We start from the raw sequence: 17289 nt of genomic DNA on the forward strand, positions 1-17289 counted from the left end.
TGGTGGCTATGACGGGATTCGAACCTGTGACCCCCGCATTATGAGTGCGATGCTCTAACCAACTGAGCTACATAGCCAACCTTGCTTCCGGTGAGTCGTTACCTCGTCACCGTGCGGGCCGAATTATGCGTATCTGGCTCTGGGGCGTCAACCCTTTTTTTGCCAGAAAAACGCAATTTGAGTGCGTTTGACCAGTTATTGGTCTCTGTTGCGCAAAAGCCCAACAATCTGGTTTTTTTTAAGACATTGCCATGATTGCCCGGGCAATGGCAGATAAAAAACAGGCCAGCAAATGCTGGCCTGTCATGGGATTAGACGTTGAACAGGAAGTTCATGATATCGCCATCTTTGACGATGTAATCTTTCCCTTCAGCGCGCATCTTGCCCGCTTCCTTGGCGCCTTGCTCACCCTTGTAGTTGATAAAGTCTTCAAAGGCGATGGTTTGGGCGCGAATAAAGCCTTTTTCAAAGTCAGTGTGGATCTTGCCAGCCGCTTGCGGGGCAGTGGCACCGACCGGAATAGTCCAGGCGCGTACCTCTTTCACACCGGCGGTGAAGTAGGTCTGCAGGTTGAGCAGCTGGTAGCCGGAGCGGATAACGCGGTTCAGGCCCGGCTCTTCGATGCCAAGGTCAGCCATGAACTCGGCGCGATCTTCATCGTCCAGTTCGGCGATGTCGGCTTCGATGGCGCAGCAGACCACGACCACGACCGCGTTCTCGGCGGCGGCGATTTCACGTACCTTGTCCAGATAGGGGTTGTTCTCGAAGCCATCTTCCGCCACGTTGGCGATATACATGGTGGGTTTCAGGGTCAGGAAGTTGAGGTGGCTGACAGCGGCCAGCTCTTCTTTATCCAGCTTCATGCCGCGGATCATCTGGCCGTTTTCCAGCGCAACCTTGATCTTCTCAAGCACTTCCACTTCCAGCTTGGCATCCTTGTCGCCGCCTTTGGCGCGCTTGGACTGACGGTGAATGGCGCGCTCGCAGGCGTCCAGATCCGACAGGGCCAGCTCGGTGTTGATCACTTCGATATCGTCAGCGGGAGAGACCTTGCCGGCAACGTGAATGATGTTCTCGTCGTCGAAGCAGCGCACTACGTGGCCGATCGCTTCGGTTTCACGGATGTTGGCCAGGAACTGGTTACCCAGACCTTCACCCTTGGAGGCACCGGCAACCAGACCGGCGATGTCGACGAATTCCATGGTGGTCGGCACAACGCGCTGCGGATTGATGATGGCAGCTAGCTGATCGAGGCGGGGATCCGGCATCGGCACCACACCTGTGTTCGGCTCGATGGTGCAGAACGGGAAGTTGGCGGCTTCGATACCGGCCTTGGTCAGCGCGTTGAACAGGGTGGATTTGCCTACATTGGGCAGGCCCACGATACCGCATTTAAAACCCATGGATTGTTACCTTACTTGATGGATGCTGTTGGGGGTCGCCCGCAGGCGGCCCATGTCATGCTTGTTCTGGTCGTTGCTCATGTACCGGCACAATGCCCGTACAGGGTCAAACCGACCTAACCCTTTTCCGCCTTGAAGCTGTGCAAGCGATTCATGGCCTTGGTCATATCTTGTTTGAACAGGATGTCGGTGGCACGCAGGGACTCGTCCAGCGCGGCGTCGATCAGGTTCTGTTCACTGCTGGGGGCCTTGGTCAGGACGAAGCCAGCCACCTGCTCTTTGCTGCCGGGATGGCCGATCCCGAGACGCAGCCGGAAGAAGTTATTGTTGTTGCCCATCTTGGCGATGATGTCCTTGAGGCCGTTATGGCCACCGTGACCACCACCCTGCTTGAACTTGGCGATGCCAGGCGGCAGATCCAGTTCATCATGGGCCACCAGAATCGCTTCCGGCTCAATCTGATAAAAACGCGCCAGTGCGGCCACCGCCTTGCCAGAGAGGTTCATATAGGTGTTCGGGATGAGCAGCCGCACATCCTGCCCCTCGACCAGGATGCGGGCAGTATGGCCGAAGAACTTGGGTTCTTCACGCAGGCTGACATTGTGCCAGCGGGCCAGTTGCTCCACATACCAGGCGCCCGCATTGTGGCGGGTCTTGGCATATTCCGGGCCGGGGTTGCCCAGTCCGACGATCAGTTTGATTTCGCTTGTCACGCTTGATGTCTTCACTCGCAGCTGCCGTGGGCACACTACCCAGGGCAATAGGACGCAATATTCTAGCCGCCGAGTGGCGATCACTCAACCAATGCGCATGTTATGGCGGGATTTGCAGCATTATTGCGGCCAATGGGTGGCTAACGGTGGGCAAACGGGCCTCTTGCATGAGGCCCATTTCAGCTTGCCGATGGGTTGTGCCCGGTTGACTACCGTCGTTATTTGGCACGCAGCAGGGTGACGGTCTCTTCATCCAGAGCGGTCAGGGTGGGACGGGCATCGCGCACATACTCCACGAAAGAGGCTGCATCGGTGCCGCAATCCACGCCGCTGGCTTTGCAATCGAGGGCCTGGCCCGGGGCGTAGACGGCGCCGAGCAACTCGCCATTTTGTGCCACTTTGAGCACCGGGAAGGCGGTCAGCTTGCCATTGACGCTGGCGATGTCGACCCGCTCGCTCTGGTGGCGCTGGGCATTGGCCAGTGCCTGCCAGCCATCGTTGCCGTTGGCGCTGTAGGCGTTCATCACTACCCAATAGCGCTGACTATCCACCAGATCTTGCCACTCGCCGCTTGCGGTCTTGCGCTGCAATTGGGTCAGGGTGCCCGCCTTGCCTGCGTCGGTCTCCTGGAAGGTGTAACGCAGGTGGCCGCCATAGGGGAACTTGCCGGCATGGGCGCTGGCGGGCAGGGTGGCGGTGATGGTCTCGGTCAAGAGGGCACGCACCTCGGCGCCGGTCAGGGTAAGCACCGAGAGCTGGTTCTTGAACGGCAGCAGGGTGAGGGCACTATCCCCCTCACGCCATTCGCCAGCAGGCAGGTCGGCGCGCACGCCGCCCACCGCAACCAGAGAAAAATCGACCGGGCCACCAGTCAGATTTTGTACTGCTGGGGTATTGGCCCAGTAGAACTCCCCTTCGGCAACCAGCGGCGCCACGTCGGAGCCATGGCTGTCGCTGCCGTTGTCACCGGGGCGACGGGCATTTTGCAGTTGCTTGGGGATGGTGCCGATCACCGGGCCGTAGGCTTTCTCCAGCGCCGGTTTGTAGTGGCTGTCGATGATGCCGCGCAGGCGCGGATCTTCGTCCACGGTCACCAGATTGGGCTGGTTGTCGACAAACTGGCTTGCCTCTTTGCTGCGGGCATCGTCGAGTGCTTGCTTGCGCGCCGCATCGGCGAAGAAGTCGCGGCTGGCCAGCAGGCTATTGTGGCCCTGGCAGTCGGTCACCTGACCCTGGCTGTCAAAGGTCACCTGTGCCAGACCGATGGCCTGGGCGTAGGAGCCCGCCTGCACCACGCAGGTCTTGCCGATGCCATCCGGATTGGTCACCAGCTTGGCGTAATCGCCAGTCTTGCCCCAGCCAATGTTGCGAAAATCGCCGAGCAGGCTGTGGGAGTGGCCGCCGACGATGGCGTCGAGGCCGTTTACCTTGGCGGCCAGTGCCAGATCCCGCTCGTTGCCGATGTGGGTCAGCGCCACGATCTGGTGGATCCCCTTGGCTTGCAGCATGTCGACCGTGGCCTGAGCCGAGGCGACCTCCTTGCCAAAGCGCAGCTTGCCGACGTTGGGGGCGATATTGCCCATGTCTTCCAGCACCAGACCGATGACGGCGACCAGCTGTTTGCCTTGCGGCAGGTTGTCGAGATCGGTGACCGGGCTCTTCTGGTTGCCGTCAAAGGCGTAGACCACGAAGGGCTTGAGGTTGTCAGCCTTGCTGAGGGCCGGATCGGCCTTGGTGTCGAGGTTGGCGGCCAGCACCGGGAAGTTGACCCCCTCGATGAAGCGGGCCAGCTTCTGGTTATCCAGATCGAACTCGTGGTTGCCCAGCGCCATGGCATCGAGGCCGAACTGGCTCAGCAACTCGGCGTTGGCCATCCCCTCGTTGAGCTTGAAGTAGCCGCTGCCCTGCCAGGCATCGCCGCCGTGCAGCAGCAGCAAGGGTTGGTTTTTGGCTAGTGCATCGGCCTGATAGGCTTTCGCCATGGTCAGCAGGCGCGGATAACCGCCAAAGCGGGTATAGAGGGTGTCCGTCTCCCCCTGCTGGGCAAAGATCTGCCCTTTGATCTCGGCATTGACCGGATCAAACTGGGAGTGGGTGTCGTTCATGTGAGCCAGAGTCAGCACGAAGGGCGGGTTTTCTTTGGCGGGCTGACAGGCGAACAGTGCGGAGGTGAGGGTCGCGAGCAGGAGGGGACGCAAGCAATTCATGGGTAAATCCTTAAGCCTGCCGGGGGCAGGGTCGTACCAGATAGCAGAAAGTTGGAAAGAGAAGGTCCAGAAAGACGAAAACCGCCTGATGGCGGTTTTCGTTATTGCTGAATCTATCAATGCTCAAACATGGCAGAGATGGACTCTTCGTTGCTGATGCGACGAATGGCTTCGGCCAGTACAGTTGACAGCGTCAGCTGCTTGACCTTGCCTACCGCTTTCATCTCCGCAGTGAGCGGGATGGAGTCGGTGATGATCAGTTCGTCGATCACGGAGTTCTTGATGTTCTCGACGGCGGAACCGGAGAAGACCGGGTGAGTAGCGTAAGCGAATACACGCTTGGCACCGCGCTCTTTCAGGGCCTCTGCGGCTTTGCACAGGGTGCCGCCGGTGTCGATCATGTCATCAACGATGATGCAGTCGCGGCCGGCAACGTCACCGATCAGGTGCATGACCTGGGAGACGTTCGGGCGGGGACGGCGCTTGTCGATGATGGCGATGTCGGTGTCATCCAGCAGCTTGGCGATGGCGCGGGCACGCACGACGCCACCGATGTCCGGGGAGACAACGACAGGAGACTCGAGGTTCTTGGACTTCATGTCTTCCAGCAGCACCGGGCTACCGAACACGTTGTCTACCGGAACGTCGAAGAAACCTTGAATTTGCTCGGCATGCAGGTCAACGGTCAGCACGCGATCCACACCGACGCTGGAGAGGAAGTCAGCGACAACCTTGGCGGTGATAGGCACACGGGCGGAGCGGACGCGGCGGTCCTGACGGGCATAACCAAAGTAGGGGATAACGGCAGTGATACGGCCAGCTGAAGCACGACGCAGAGCATCCACCATGACGATCAATTCCATCAAATTGTCGTTGGTCGGGGCACAGGTGGATTGAATGATGAAGATATCGCCACCACGTACATTCTCATTGATCTGTACGCTGATCTCGCCGTCGCTAAAGCGACCTACGGCAGCATTGCCGAGTTTGATAAACAGGCGATCTGCGATCTTCTGGGCTAGTTCCGGCGTTGCGTTACCAGCAAACAGCTTCATGTCAGGCACGGTTTGAAACCTCGGGGTTGCATCCAGTATGTGGGGGAGTCTGAAATCAGACCCTATCGTTTTGGGGCAAACGATTTATCAAGATAACGTACAAGGTGTCTGCTGCCCAATGATTGTGATGATACCGGTAACCCGAATCCGTGGCCGAGTGCAAAACCGGCCACGTTAATCATCATCAATACCGTTCGGTAAAATTGGCTGGGGTACTAGGATTCGAACCTAGGAATGGCGAGATCAAAACCCGCTGCCTTACCGCTTGGCGATACCCCAATCATTTGAACTGTTGCAATGTGGAGAAGAGAGGTGATATGTTCTCGCCCTTGGCGACAAACCCATCAAGTCCCTTCGGCACGCAGGCCAACACTTCCCGAGCAGTCACTTCGTCTTCAAATTGAGCAAAGACGCAGGCTCCTGTGCCCGTCATTCTTGACGGCGCGTATTCTAGCAACCAGCCGAGCGCATTGGCAACCTCGGGGTGGCGCTTTTTCACCAGTGATTCGCAATCGTTTTTCCACTCGCCTTCCAGCAGGTTGTCCAGCGCCATTTTCGGCGTGGCTCTCGGCAGGTCCGGATCCTGGAATACGGCCGCGGTCGCTACATGGCAATCTGGCTTGAGTACCAGATACCAGGCATCGGGCAGTTCGACCGGTTGTAGCCGCTCGCCCACTCCTTCGGCAAAGGCCGCCTTGCCACGGACAAACACCGGTACATCAGCCCCCAACTGGACGCCGAGCGCTGCCAGCTCATCTTCGCTCAAACCCGCTTGCCAGAGGTGGTTAAGCGCCACCAGCGTGGTCGCTGCATCGGATGAACCACCGCCAATGCCGCCGCCCATGGGAAGCACTTTTTCCAGCCGGATATGGGCACCTTGCGGGCTCGGCAGGGTTGCTTGCAGCAGGCGTGCCGCCCGAATAATCAGATTCTGCTCATCCGGTACCCCGGGAATGGCCGGGCTCAGTGTGAGTGTGTCGTTATTCGGTATCACCTCGAACTCGAGCCAGTCGCTGTGGTTGAGGAAGATAAACAGGGTCTGCAGCTCGTGATAGCCATCGGGACGACGGCCATTGACGTGAAGAAACAGGTTGAGTTTGGCCGGTGCCGGCCAGCGTGTGGAAGCCATTAACGTGCAAGAGTCCATTGGTTGATCTGAAGCTTGAGGCGGCTGTTCTGGCCAGTCATGGTCAGCTGGTGCGGCAGGCGGTAGCCATCCTGATCCCGATAATCGCCATAGACGATCTGCCACTGGCCGTCGCGCACGCTGGCCAGACTGCTGTCGGGGTTGAGTTCAAACTCCGCCTGACCCGGCAGCCCCTTGATCCACTCCGGTAATCCCGCAACCGGAATATTCCAGCCGGTCAGTTGATAGATGAGCGCTTCGGCATCCTGGCTCTGGTGGCGATTGCCGTCGCTGTCGAGCAGGGTGATTTCGCCCTTGCTGCGGGAGAGCTCCAGAATGCTGGTGCCAATCAGGCTGGTGAGGTTGAGGCGATAATCCTCCCCATCCTGCTGCCAGTTGAGACGGGCGCTGCCCTTTTGCTGTGGCGTGATGATGGCCATCTTGCCGGATAGCTGCCAGTGGGTCAGTTGCTCGAGACGGGTCCGCTCCTGGTTCCAGTTCACTTGGTCACGCTGGGGCTGGGTGGTGGCACAACCGGCCAGCAACAGCAGGCAGGTGAGGGTAAAAATACGTAGCAGCAAGAGATGGCTCCAGAGAGAGGAATTTGCCACAGTATACGGGGCGGCCGTATTGCTTTTAAAGACTTACCCTTTCTCGTACAATTGGCAGCCTTTGCACCCAGCGTATGAAATGATCGTCGCCCACTCATGAGTTTGCTTGCCCTCGGAATCAACCACAACACCGCCAGTGTCGCCTTGCGGGAACGGGTCGCCTTTGGCCCGGACTGCATCGATCGCGCCTTGCGTGAGCTGGTGAGCCAACCTGGTGTCAGCGAGGCGGTGATCGTCTCCACCTGCAACCGGACCGAACTCTATTGCAATCTGGAGGAGCAGCGGCAGGAGCAAGTGCTGCGCTGGCTGCAGCAGTTCCACGGGCTGGACGCTGCCGAACTGGTCACTGCCATCTATCAGCATCACGATGAAGAGGCGGTGCGCCACCTGATGCGGGTGGCGTGCGGGCTCGACTCGCTGGTGTTGGGGGAGCCGCAGATCCTGGGGCAGATCAAGCAATCCTATGCCCACGCCCAGCAGGCGGAGTCGTTGAAGGGGGCGCTGGAGCGGTTGTTCCAGAAATCCTTCTCGGTGGCGAAAAGAGTGCGTACCGATACCGAGATTGGCGCCAGTGCCGTGTCGGTGGCCTTTGCCGCCGTCAGCCTGGGTCGGCGGATCTTCTCCGATCTCTCCCAGACCAAGGTACTGCTGGTCGGGGCGGGGGAGACCATCGAACTGGTTGCCCGTCATCTGCGCGAGCAGAACGTCACCAAGATGATGGTGGCTAACCGCACCCTGCAGCGTGCCCAGACCCTGGCAGCCGAATTCGGCGCCCAGGTGATGACGCTCGAAGAGATCCCCGACTATCTGCACGAAGCGGATATTGTCATCAGCTCGACCGCCAGCCCCCTGCCCATCATCGGCAAGGGGATGGTGGAGCGCGCGCTGAAGGCCCGCCGCTTCAAACCCATGTTTCTGGTGGATATTGCCGTGCCGCGCGACATCGAAGCCGAAGTCGATGAGCTCTCCGATGCCTATCTCTACACGGTGGATGATTTGCAGGGGATCATCGAGCAGAACCTCGAAACCCGTAAACGGGCTGCCGCACAGGCGGAATTGATCGTGCAGGAAGAGCGGGACGAGTTTATGGGGTGGTATCGCGGCCAGAGCTCGGTCGACCTCATTCGCGATTACCGCCATCAGTCCCAGCAAGTGGCTGACGAAGAGTTGCAACGCGCCCTGCTGGCGCTGGCCCAGGGCGAGAGTGCCGAACAGGCGCTCAAGGCGATGGCCCATCGCCTCACCAACAAATTGATCCACGCGCCGACCCAGGCGTTGCGCCAGGCTGCCTCCCAGGGGGATCAGAGCGAGCTCTCCCGCTTGCGGCAGGCGCTGGGGTTGTCACAAGAGCCATAATTTTCGGGCAACCTGCCGGTTGTCCCGTCCTCCATTGAGAATGCAAGAGTTATGAATCCGTCACTGATCAGAAAGCTGGAAGGCCTCATCGAGCGCCACGAAGAAGTACAGGCCATGCTCGGCGAGCCAGATGTGGTCTCGGATCAGGATCGCTACCGCGCCCTGACCCGCGAATATGCTCAGCTGGAAGATATCGTTCACGCCTTCCAGCGTTACCGTCAGGCGCAGGATGATCTTGAGACCACCCAGATGATGCTGGAGGAGGATGATGCCGACCTGCGTGAGATGGCGCAGGAGGAGCTGCCGCTGGCCAAGGCCAATCTGGAGGCGCTGGAGCAGGAGCTGCAACTGATGCTGCTGCCCAAGGATCCCAAGGATGACAACAACTGCTATCTGGAGATCCGCGCTGGTGCCGGTGGCGACGAAGCGGCCATCTTTGCCGGTGACCTGTTCCGCATGTATTCACGGTTTGCCGAGCGTCAGGGCTGGCGCGTCTCCATCGTCAGCTGCAACGACGGTGAATACGGTGGCTACAAGGAGGTGATCGCCAAGATCGACGGCGAGCGCGTCTATGGCCGTCTCAAGTTTGAATCCGGTGGTCACCGGGTACAGCGGGTGCCGGAGACCGAATCTCAGGGTCGGGTGCACACCTCCGCCTGTACCGTCGCCGTGCTGCCGGAAGTGCCGGAAGCCGAGCAGATCGAGATCAACCCTTCCGATCTGAAGATCGACACCTTCCGCGCCTCCGGTGCCGGTGGTCAGCACGTCAACAAGACCGACTCGGCCATCCGCATCACCCACCTGCCGACCGGTCTGGTGGTGGAGTGTCAGGACGAGCGCTCCCAGCACAAGAACCGCGCCAAGGCGATGTCAGTGCTCTCCGCCCGCCTGCAAGCGGCCGAGGATGAGCGTCACCGCGCCGCCGAGCAGAGCACCCGCCGCAATCTGGTGGGCTCCGGCGATCGCTCCGAGCGCATCCGGACCTACAACTACCCGCAGGGTCGCCTCTCCGAGCACCGCATCAACCTGACCCTCTATCGCCTCTCCGAAATTTTGGAAGGGGATCTGGACTGCGTCATCACGCCGCTGGTGCAGGAGTATCAGGCCGATCAGCTCGCCTCGCTGGCCGAGAACAACTGATGCAAATGGTGATTCGGCAAGCTCGCATTAAGTGTCGTGCCCATAAGGTGGAGTGGCACTGATGCAGATACAGCAGGCCCGCACCCATATCATGACTGTGTTGGCTGAGGGGGAGTCCCCCCGCGCCGATGCCGATGTACTGCTCTGCCATCTGCTCGGGTGTCGTCGCAGCTATCTGATGACCTGGCCCGAGCGTGAGCTGGATGCCGCCCAGCAGGCCACCCTGCAGGGGTGGCTGGTCCGTCGTCTCAATGGCGAACCCATCGCCCATCTGGTGGGCGAGCGGGAGTTCTGGTCGCTGCCCCTCAAGGTGAGCCCGGCGACCCTGATCCCGCGCCCCGATACCGAGGTGCTGGTCGAGCAGGCGCTGACCAAAATCCCGCAGGGGCCGTGCGCCGTGCTGGATCTGGGCACCGGCACCGGCGCCATCGCGCTGGCGCTCAAGTCCGAGCGGCCCGAGGTCGATGTGTGGGCGGTGGATCGGATGGCGGATGCCGCGGCACTGGCGCGCGAGAACAGCGTCGCACTGGGGTTACCCATCGAGGTGCGCGATGGCAGCTGGTTCGAGCCCCTTGGCGAGCCGGATCACGACGAAACGCCACGATTTGCGGTGATTGTCTCCAATCCCCCTTATATTGATGGCGCCGATCCCCATCTCGAGCAGGGTGACGTGCGCTTTGAACCCCGCTCGGCGCTGGTTGCCGATGACGCCGGGCTGGCTGATATCCGCCACATCGTGGCCCATGCTCCCGCTTATCTGCTGACCGATGGCTGGTTGCTGCTGGAGCATGGCTGGGATCAGGGGGAGGCAGTGCGTCAGTTGCTGCGTGATGGCGGCTACCGCGAGGTAGCCACGGTGCGTGATTACGGGGATAACGACAGGGTGACGCTGGGCCTCTGCCCGCTGCGCTGACGGTTCCTCACTGTTACTCGGCGGGTTGCCTGTGCGCCCTCATGCAAGGATTGAATATGATTTTTGTGCTCAAACACCTGCACCTCACCCTGATTGCCGGGGCCGTGCTGATGTTTATGCTCCGTTTCTACTGGGTACAGACCGCCACTGGCCGAGCCTACAGCGCGCCGGTGATGAAGGTCAGCGGCTGGCTCAACGGTCTGGTGGTGCTCTCCGGCGTATTGCTCTGCATGGTGCTGGATCTCAACCCGCTCAATAACGGAACGCCCTGGCTCAGCGAGAAGCTGATGGCCATTCTGGTGCTGGTATTTCTGGCGGCGATGGCGCTGCGGCTGGCCAAAAGCAATCTGGTGCGCTGGTGCTCCTTTCTGGGGGCGCTCGGCTGGATCTACTTTATTGCCAAGTTGGCAGTGCTCAAACAGACGAGTGTGTTCGGCTAAGGCATGAAGAGAATGTTACACATAGACGAATGGACCGATTTCGAAGCCCACGACATCACCGAGCTGGCGTTGTCAGTCAGTGACGAGATTTATGGCTCGGTCGAGGAGGGGATGCGCGAGTTGAACCTGCTGGACGAGTGGCTGGACGAGCAGATCGAAGAGGGCACCTGCGATGAGGTGCGCCAGCAGTTGCTGCAGGGCTTCTACCACAGCCTCGGTTTTCATGGCGACTGGCAGGATTATTTCTCTGCCAACAACTGCGATCTCAATCAGGTGCTGGTTCAGCGCAAGGGGATCCCGGTCAGCCTCGGTATTCTCATCATCCAGCTGGGACGCAAGCTTGGGCTCGATGTGGAGGGGATCTGCTTCCCCGGCCACTTCCTGGTGAGCTTTGCCGGTGGCGAGGGGGAGGTCTATGTTGACCCCTTTACCGGCGACGAGCTGAGCCTGGCCCGCATCGAGCTGCTGCTGCGCGGTGCGTTGGGGGACTTGGCGACCCTGACCCCCGACTACCTGCAGCCCTCCGGCCAGTGGGAGATCATCGAACGGCTGCTCAACGTCAGCAAGGGGGCCCTGCTGCGGGAAGATCGTATGCCCGAGGCGCTGCGTTGCAGCGAGCTGTTGTTGCGTATGAAGCCCGGCGATCCGCTGGAGACGCGGGATCGCGGCTTTATCTACGAGCAGCTCGACTGCCCGCGTCAGGCCGCCGACGATTTTGAATATTTTATTGAACAATGCCCGGACGATCCCGTCGCCGATGTGCTGAAAGTGCAGCTGGCCGCGCTGGATCTGAGCCCCAAGCCCCTCCATTAAGGGCGGCTTGAAACTGAAACAGAAGAATATCAAGGCCGCTGCGTCCGGTCGCAACGGATTAACTAGGCTTCAGGCCCTTTTATTAAGGATGTCTTAGATGGAACAGAAGAATATCAAGATCAACCAGATCGACGTTGCCAATGACAAACCGTTCGTGCTGTTTGGTGGCATGAACGTGCTGGAATCCCGCGACATGGCGATGGCGGTGTGCGAGAAGTACGTGGAAGTGACCAGCAAGCTGGGCATCCCGTTCGTGTTCAAGGCGAGCTGGGACAAGGCCAACCGCTCCTCCATCCACTCCTACCGCGGCCCAGGTCTGGAAGAGGGGATGAAGATTTTCCAGGAGCTGAAAGCGACTTTCGGCATGCCGGTCATCTCCGATCTGCACGAACCCCATCAGGCCAAGCCGGTCGCCGAGGTGGTTGACGTTATCCAGCTGCCCGCTTTCCTGGCACGCCAGACCGATCTGGTGGAAGCCATGGCCCGCACCGGCAACGTTATCAACATCAAGAAGCCGCAGTTCCTCAGCCCCAGCCAGATGAAGAACATCACCGACAAGTTCGAGGAGTGCGGCAACGACCAGCTGATCCTGTGCGAGCGCGGTGCCAACTTCGGCTACGACAACCTAGTGGTGGACATGCTGGGTCTGGGCGTGATGAAGAAGAGCACCGGTGGATATCCGGTGATCTTTGACGTGACCCACTCCCTGCAGTGCCGTGATCCGCTGGGTGCCGCCTCCGGTGGCCGTCGCGAGCAGGTGACCGAGCTGGCGCGCGCCGGCATGGCGGTCGGTCTGGCCGGTCTCTTTATTGAATCCCACCCGGACCCGAAAATTGCCCGTTGTGATGGCCCGAGCGCCCTGCCGCTGGAGAAGCTGGAAGGCTTCCTCAAACAGATGAAGGCCATCGATGACCTGATCAAGGGCTTCGAACCTCTCGATACCTCGGCCTGATCCCGACGCTGTCATGCCTGATGAAAATGCCCCGCAATGCGGGGTATTTTTATATCTGCCATATTTAGTTGAAGACTCAAATTAATCTGCGAGCAAATAATTGTCGGTTGCCGTGGTGTTAATGGTGTTAATTTTGTTGTGTGATTAATGTCTCTTAATTGTTTTTTATTACATGTAAAGTGGTCCCCGTAGTAATGCAGAAACAGCATGGATCGGGTGAGGTACGCAGATATCTCGTCCGGCTATCTGCATGTTTATTGCTGCCATAACAATGTGCAATTAAATTAACAGGACGTTAATAATGCGAAAGAAACTATTTAGCAGCCTCTATTTTCAGGTATTGCTCGCGATTACCCTCGGGGTATTTCTGGGGCATGTCTATCCGGAACTGGGCGCCGATATGAAGCCCCTCGGTGATGGCTTCGTCAAATTGATCAAGATGATCATCGCCCCCGTTATTTTCTGTACCGTGGTTACCGGCATTGCCGGGATGGAGAGTATGAAGGCGGTCGGCAAGACCGGCGCCATTGCTCTGCTCTACTTCGAGGTGGTCAGCACCATCGCCTTGATCATCGGGCTGTGCGTGGTCAACCTGCTGCAACCGGGTGCCGGCATGAACGTCGATCCGGCAGCGCTGGATGCCAGCGCCATCTCCGCCTATGCGGAGCAGGCCAAGTCCCAGGGCATTATCGCCTTTTTGCTGGATATTATTCCGGGCAGTGTGATCGGTGCCTTTGCCAGCGGTAATATCTTGCAGGTGTTACTGTTTGCGGTGCTGTTCGGCTTCTCCCTGCATCATATTGGTGAAAAAGGACAGATTATTTTCGGCGTCATCGACAGTTTCTCCAAAGTCATATTTGGCATTATCAATATGATAATGAGACTGGCGCCGGTCGGTGCATTCGGGGCAATGGCATTTACCATCGGCAAATATGGAGTAGGTTCACTGGTACAGCTGGGCCAGCTTATTGCCTGCTTCTATCTCACCTGCCTCTTCTTTATCTTCATTGTGCTGGGCAGCATCGCTAAAGCCTCAGGCTTCAGCATCCTGCGTTTCATCTCCTACATTCGCGAGGAGTTGCTGATCGTGCTGGGGACTTCCTCTTCAGAGTCGGTACTGCCGCGGATGCTGGATAAGATGGAGAAGCTGGGTTGCCAGAAATCGGTGGTGGGGCTGGTCATTCCGACCGGATACTCTTTTAACCTGGATGGCACCTCCATCTATCTGACCATGGCGGCGATTTTTATCGCCCAGGCCACCAATACGCCGCTCGACCTGTTCCAGCAGATCACCCTGCTGGTGGTACTGCTGATCTCCTCGAAAGGGGCGGCGGGGGTGACTGGTAGTGGCTTTATCGTGCTGGCAGCGACCATTTCGGCGGTGGGCCATCTGCCACTGGCTGGTTTGGCGCTGATCCTGGGGATCGACCGTTTTATGTCCGAAGCGCGGGCGTTGACCAACCTGATCGGTAACGGGGTTGCCACCGTGGTGGTCGCCAAATACTGCAAGCAGCTGGACGAGAAGAAAATGGATGCAGTGCTCGGCGGCAAGGTCGGGCAACTGGAAGCGGACAGGGCGTAAGCGCTGTTCCCCCCCGCACGGCCGCGTTGGCTGGTGCGGGGGCAATAAAAAAACGGCCAATCGGCCGTTTTTTTTGTGCTGATACCGCAAGTATCAGCTTTTCACTGCAGGGCGCTGATTACAGGCTCTGGGTGAAAGTACGGGTAACCACGTCACGCTGCTGTTCCGGGGTCAGGGCGTTGAAACGCACTGCGTAGCCAGATACACGGATGGTCAGCTGCGGGTACTTCTCCGGGTTTTCGATAGCATCTTCCAGAGTTTCGCGACGCAGCACGTTGACGTTCAGGTGCTGGCCACCTTCAACAGCAGGCTCAGCCTGAACCGGCAGTTCGCGGTATTCGAACTGACCCAGGTCAGCCAGTTGCACTTCTTGATCGGCAGCGAAAGCATCGCCTTTGACGCAGATGCAGCGAGCTTGTTGCTTCTCTTCGTCCAGCAGCCAGAAAGAGTTCAGCAGAGCGGTGTTGGCGGCCTGGGTGATTTGAATGCCTTTGATCATGGTATGACTCCTCAATGGGAACGCGAATCCAACTGTAAGGAAATTACCCTGATGTATTTAAGCTACCGTCGATGGCGATGACTTAAAGGGCCCTTGCCTTACACCTTTTCTTTGATGGGGTCATATATACCACGGTGGTAATATTACCAAAATTGATCCAGATCAAGAAAACCCGACAAAGCGCCATTTCAATGGGATTAAATTCTTGAGTTGAATCAAAAATAGGTCATTTTTCTGATTTTGTAAGATATGCAAATTATGCATCTTTTATCTCGTCAATCTAGTAATTTAACTACATCTTTTCAGCTTTTTCTGAGGTTAATTGAGGGGTTGGCTACACTCAGCAAAAAAAGCGAGGAGAGTGCCGGGTGAATAATGGGTGGCGAAAGTGGGCATGGCTGGCCCTGTTCTGTTGCTGGGCAAGCAGTGTTGCGGTACGGGCCGAGACGGTGCGTATTGCTGTGGGCGAGTGGCCACCTTATATCAGTGAGGCGCTGCCCAATCAGGGCTTTCTCTGTGAGGTGGTGCGCCAGGCCTTTGCCGAAGAGGGGCTCGATGTCAGCTTTCACTTCTATTCCTGGGCCGAGGCTTACCGACTGACTCTGGAGGGGCGCTATGTGGTCACCATGCCCTGGTTTCGCTCCCGCGAGCGGGAGCAGCTTTTCTATCTCTCCGCCTCGCTCGGCCATTTCACCACTCGCCTGATGACGCTGAGCGGTACGCCCGCGGTCAATCTGGGTGAGCTGAAATACGAGCCGGTCGGGGTGACCCGTGGCTATTTCTATGGCGATGGTTTTGCCGCTCGTCAAGCCGGGCTCACCCTCGAGTGGTCAGATTCCGATGAGGAGAGCATGGGCAAGCTGCTTGACGGGCGGATCCACTATCTGGTGATGGATGAGCAGGTGGCACAGACCATGTTCCAGATGGCGCTCGTTCGTCATCCCCAATCGCTGTCACTGACCGGCGCCGCCGACCTCATCTGGTCGCAACCGGGATACCTGCTGATGCGCAAGGCTGATCCCGAGGCGCGCCGTCTGATGCTGCTGTTCAATACCGGCCTGCGCAAGCTGGAGCGCTCGGGGCGCCTCGCCAGGCTCTGGAAAGCGTGAGCCACGGTTGCGTCTTGCGGGCTGGCCCCCTATCCTGAGCCCTTCGCCGTATCAAGTGAGGAGGCCGGGGTGCTGACCTGGAGTGATGTGATTGGCTCTGAGAAAGAGCAGGACTATTTCAAGAGTACGCTGGCAACTGTCAGAGCCGAGCGGGAAGCGGGCAAGGTGATCTACCCGCCAGCTACCGATGTGTTCAATGCCTTCAAGCTGACCGAGCTGGATCAGGTCAAGGTGGTGATCCTGGGCCAGGATCCCTACCACGGCCCCAATCAGGCGCACGGGCTCTGCTTCTCCGTTCTGCCCGGCGTGCGTACGCCTCCCTCACTGGTCAACATCTATAAAGAGATGCAGCGTGACCTGCCAGGTTTCGTCACACCCAATCACGGCTTTCTCGAATCCTGGGCCAAACAGGGGGTCCTGCTGCTCAACACTGTGCTGACGGTGCAGGCCGGTCAGGCCCACTCGCACGCCCATCTGGGATGGGAGACCTTTACCGATCGGGTCATCGAGCAGATCAATGCCAGTTGTCAGGGTGTGGTGTTCCTGCTGTGGGGTGCCCACGCCCAGAAGAAGGGACGTTTCATCGACCGCCAGCGCCACTATGTGCTGACCGCGCCGCACCCGAGCCCACTCTCTGCCCACCGCGGTTTCATCGGTTGCGGCCACTTTAGCGAGACCAATCGCTTGCTGGAACAACAGGGCAAGAGTCCAATAGAGTGGAAATCTGTCTGCATCCCACTTGATTGAGTGCAAAGTTCGGGCGACAAATGACCGTATACTCAGGGACATAAGATTAATTCAGAGCCAAGGAGTGCCCATGTTATCCAGTCTGCACAAGGACCATCTCAACATCGCCCGACTTTTGGAGCTGCTCAAGCACAAACTGGCAGCCATTCGTGCCGAAGAGCCCATCAGCTATTTTCTGGTGCGCGATGTCATCGACTACCTGCGGGAGGTCTCTGACAAGTACCACCATCCCAAGGAAGACCTCATCTATGACTACTACTTGAAATATCGGGTGGTGGAGGGGGAGGTCGCCAACCGCCTGCAGGAGGAGCACGTCAAGCTGCTGGAGGCCGGGGCCGATCTCAAGGAGATGGTGGAGATGATCCTGATGGATGCGGTGATCCCCCTCGATCAGTTCACCACCAAGCTGGAGCGCTTCGTGGAGCTGCAAGAGGCACACATGAACTATGAAGAGGGGGTGATCTTCCCCCATCTGCGTGACACCCTGACCGAGGATGACTGGCGTCATCTGGAGCAAAACTGGCAGAACCGCGCCATTGGCGACCCCCTGTTCGGGGCCGAGGTGAGCCAGCACTTCCAGGCACTGGCCAAACGCCTCTCTCTGCCGCTCACGAACGGCTAAG

At 58.6% G+C, this 17289-nt stretch carries 16 protein-coding genes, 2 tRNA genes and 1 pseudogene; 10 read left to right on the plus strand and 9 right to left on the minus strand.

The genetic code is table 11. The features are described 5' to 3' along the window. The 8 genes and pseudogenes from NOM06_RS03370 to lolB all read right to left on the minus strand — a co-directional run bounded on the left by NOM06_RS03370 (position 1) and on the right by lolB (position 7085). A tRNA-Met gene (locus tag NOM06_RS03370) sits at positions 1-77 on the minus strand. A gap of 234 nt (positions 78-311) precedes the next feature. Then, positions 312-1403: a redox-regulated ATPase YchF gene (gene ychF / locus NOM06_RS03375; protein ID WP_005353921.1), complete on the minus strand. Its 1092-nt coding sequence runs from the start codon at positions 1401-1403 to the stop codon at positions 312-314. Between the two features lie 116 nt (positions 1404-1519). Beyond that, positions 1520-2116, minus strand: a complete 597-nt coding sequence (pth, locus tag NOM06_RS03380) for an aminoacyl-tRNA hydrolase (RefSeq protein WP_058059203.1) — start codon at positions 2114-2116, stop codon at positions 1520-1522. Positions 2117-2334: 218 nt separating this feature from the next. Continuing rightward, positions 2335-4323 (minus strand): bifunctional UDP-sugar hydrolase/5'-nucleotidase, encoded by a 1989-nt coding sequence (locus tag NOM06_RS03385; RefSeq protein WP_255909914.1) that lies wholly within the window; start codon positions 4321-4323, stop codon positions 2335-2337. A 116-nt stretch (positions 4324-4439) separates the two neighbouring features. Beyond that, on the minus strand, positions 4440-5387 hold the full coding sequence (locus NOM06_RS03390) for a ribose-phosphate pyrophosphokinase (protein ID WP_005343846.1): 948 nt from the start codon (positions 5385-5387) through the stop codon (positions 4440-4442). Between the two features lie 195 nt (positions 5388-5582). Further along, positions 5583-5657 (minus strand) — tRNA-Gln (locus tag NOM06_RS03395). Further along, positions 5637-6507, minus strand: a pseudogene (gene ispE / locus NOM06_RS03400) (4-(cytidine 5'-diphospho)-2-C-methyl-D-erythritol kinase). The gene NOM06_RS03395 and the pseudogene ispE overlap by 21 nt, the downstream one beginning before the upstream one ends. Next, complete coding sequence (gene lolB / locus NOM06_RS03405) at positions 6507-7085, minus strand: lipoprotein insertase outer membrane protein LolB (RefSeq protein ID WP_005353907.1); 579 nt, start codon at positions 7083-7085, stop codon at positions 6507-6509. The pseudogene ispE and the gene lolB overlap by 1 nt, the downstream one beginning before the upstream one ends. Before the next feature lie 126 nt (positions 7086-7211). On the opposite strand from lolB, the gene hemA reads away from it, so the two are divergent. The 7 genes from hemA to NOM06_RS03440 all read left to right on the plus strand — a co-directional run bounded on the left by hemA (position 7212) and on the right by NOM06_RS03440 (position 14311). Beyond that, entirely contained in the window at positions 7212-8471 is a 1260-nt protein-coding gene (gene hemA / locus NOM06_RS03410; RefSeq protein ID WP_255909915.1) for a glutamyl-tRNA reductase, read from the plus strand. A 51-nt stretch (positions 8472-8522) separates the two neighbouring features. Beyond that, the gene (gene prfA / locus NOM06_RS03415; RefSeq protein ID WP_005353897.1) at positions 8523-9611 is read left to right on the plus strand and encodes a peptide chain release factor 1; all 1089 of its coding nucleotides are present in this window, start codon (positions 8523-8525) and stop codon (positions 9609-9611) included. Between the two features lie 61 nt (positions 9612-9672). Then, positions 9673-10524: a peptide chain release factor N(5)-glutamine methyltransferase gene (gene prmC, locus NOM06_RS03420; protein WP_139731176.1), complete on the plus strand. Its 852-nt coding sequence runs from the start codon at positions 9673-9675 to the stop codon at positions 10522-10524. Between the two features lie 56 nt (positions 10525-10580). Continuing rightward, positions 10581-10964: a SirB2 family protein gene (locus tag NOM06_RS03425; RefSeq protein ID WP_005362206.1), complete on the plus strand. Its 384-nt coding sequence runs from the start codon at positions 10581-10583 to the stop codon at positions 10962-10964. Positions 10965-10976: 12 nt separating this feature from the next. After that, the gene (locus NOM06_RS03430) at positions 10977-11777 is read left to right on the plus strand and encodes a SirB1 family protein (protein WP_005334938.1); all 801 of its coding nucleotides are present in this window, start codon (positions 10977-10979) and stop codon (positions 11775-11777) included. 97 nt (positions 11778-11874) lie between these two features. Further along, entirely contained in the window at positions 11875-12729 is an 855-nt protein-coding gene (gene kdsA / locus NOM06_RS03435) for a 3-deoxy-8-phosphooctulonate synthase (protein WP_005334937.1), read from the plus strand. A 301-nt stretch (positions 12730-13030) separates the two neighbouring features. Next, a complete protein-coding gene (locus NOM06_RS03440) occupies positions 13031-14311 on the plus strand; it encodes a dicarboxylate/amino acid:cation symporter (protein ID WP_058059198.1) in 1281 nt (426 codons plus the stop codon). Between the two features lie 118 nt (positions 14312-14429). Here the strand turns inward: NOM06_RS03440 and grcA are convergent, their stop codons facing one another. After that, a complete protein-coding gene (gene grcA, locus NOM06_RS03445) occupies positions 14430-14810 on the minus strand; it encodes an autonomous glycyl radical cofactor GrcA (RefSeq protein ID WP_005334936.1) in 381 nt (126 codons plus the stop codon). A 368-nt stretch (positions 14811-15178) separates the two neighbouring features. Here grcA and NOM06_RS03450 point away from each other — a divergent pair, with 368 nt between their 5' ends. From NOM06_RS03450 to NOM06_RS03460, 3 genes are all read left to right on the plus strand, one after another. Next, complete coding sequence (locus NOM06_RS03450) at positions 15179-15919, plus strand: transporter substrate-binding domain-containing protein (protein ID WP_255909916.1); 741 nt, start codon at positions 15179-15181, stop codon at positions 15917-15919. Between the two features lie 69 nt (positions 15920-15988). Then, complete coding sequence (gene ung, locus NOM06_RS03455; protein WP_005353881.1) at positions 15989-16666, plus strand: uracil-DNA glycosylase; 678 nt, start codon at positions 15989-15991, stop codon at positions 16664-16666. 70 nt (positions 16667-16736) lie between these two features. Beyond that, positions 16737-17288 carry a hemerythrin domain-containing protein gene (locus tag NOM06_RS03460; RefSeq protein ID WP_255909917.1) on the plus strand — a complete coding sequence of 184 codons (552 nt, stop codon included), beginning with the start codon at positions 16737-16739 and terminating at the stop codon, positions 17286-17288. Position 17289 lies beyond the last annotated feature (1 nt).

It is taken from the genome of Aeromonas sp. JL9 (assembly GCF_024436075.1).
Classification (GTDB): domain Bacteria; phylum Pseudomonadota; class Gammaproteobacteria; order Enterobacterales; family Aeromonadaceae; genus Aeromonas; species Aeromonas veronii.

Bases quoted from the DNA above. Each gene is read 5' to 3' on its own strand.
- ychF (WP_005353921.1), bottom strand. From the start codon at position 1,403: ATGGGTTTTAAATGCGGTATCGTGGGCCTGCCCAATGTAGGCAAATCC.
- NOM06_RS03385 (WP_255909914.1), bottom strand. From the start codon at position 4,323: ATGAATTGCTTGCGTCCCCTCCTGCTCGCGACCCTCACCTCCGCACTG.
- hemA (WP_255909915.1), top strand. From the start codon at position 7,212: ATGAGTTTGCTTGCCCTCGGAATCAACCACAACACCGCCAGTGTCGCC.
- prfA (WP_005353897.1), top strand. From the start codon at position 8,523: ATGAATCCGTCACTGATCAGAAAGCTGGAAGGCCTCATCGAGCGCCAC.
- prmC (WP_139731176.1), top strand. From the start codon at position 9,673: ATGCAGATACAGCAGGCCCGCACCCATATCATGACTGTGTTGGCTGAG.
- NOM06_RS03425 (WP_005362206.1), top strand. From the start codon at position 10,581: ATGATTTTTGTGCTCAAACACCTGCACCTCACCCTGATTGCCGGGGCC.
- NOM06_RS03430 (WP_005334938.1), top strand. From the start codon at position 10,977: ATGTTACACATAGACGAATGGACCGATTTCGAAGCCCACGACATCACC.
- kdsA (WP_005334937.1), top strand. From the start codon at position 11,875: ATGGAACAGAAGAATATCAAGATCAACCAGATCGACGTTGCCAATGAC.
- NOM06_RS03440 (WP_058059198.1), top strand. From the start codon at position 13,031: ATGCGAAAGAAACTATTTAGCAGCCTCTATTTTCAGGTATTGCTCGCG.
- grcA (WP_005334936.1), bottom strand. From the start codon at position 14,810: ATGATCAAAGGCATTCAAATCACCCAGGCCGCCAACACCGCTCTGCTG.
- NOM06_RS03460 (WP_255909917.1), top strand. From the start codon at position 16,737: ATGTTATCCAGTCTGCACAAGGACCATCTCAACATCGCCCGACTTTTG.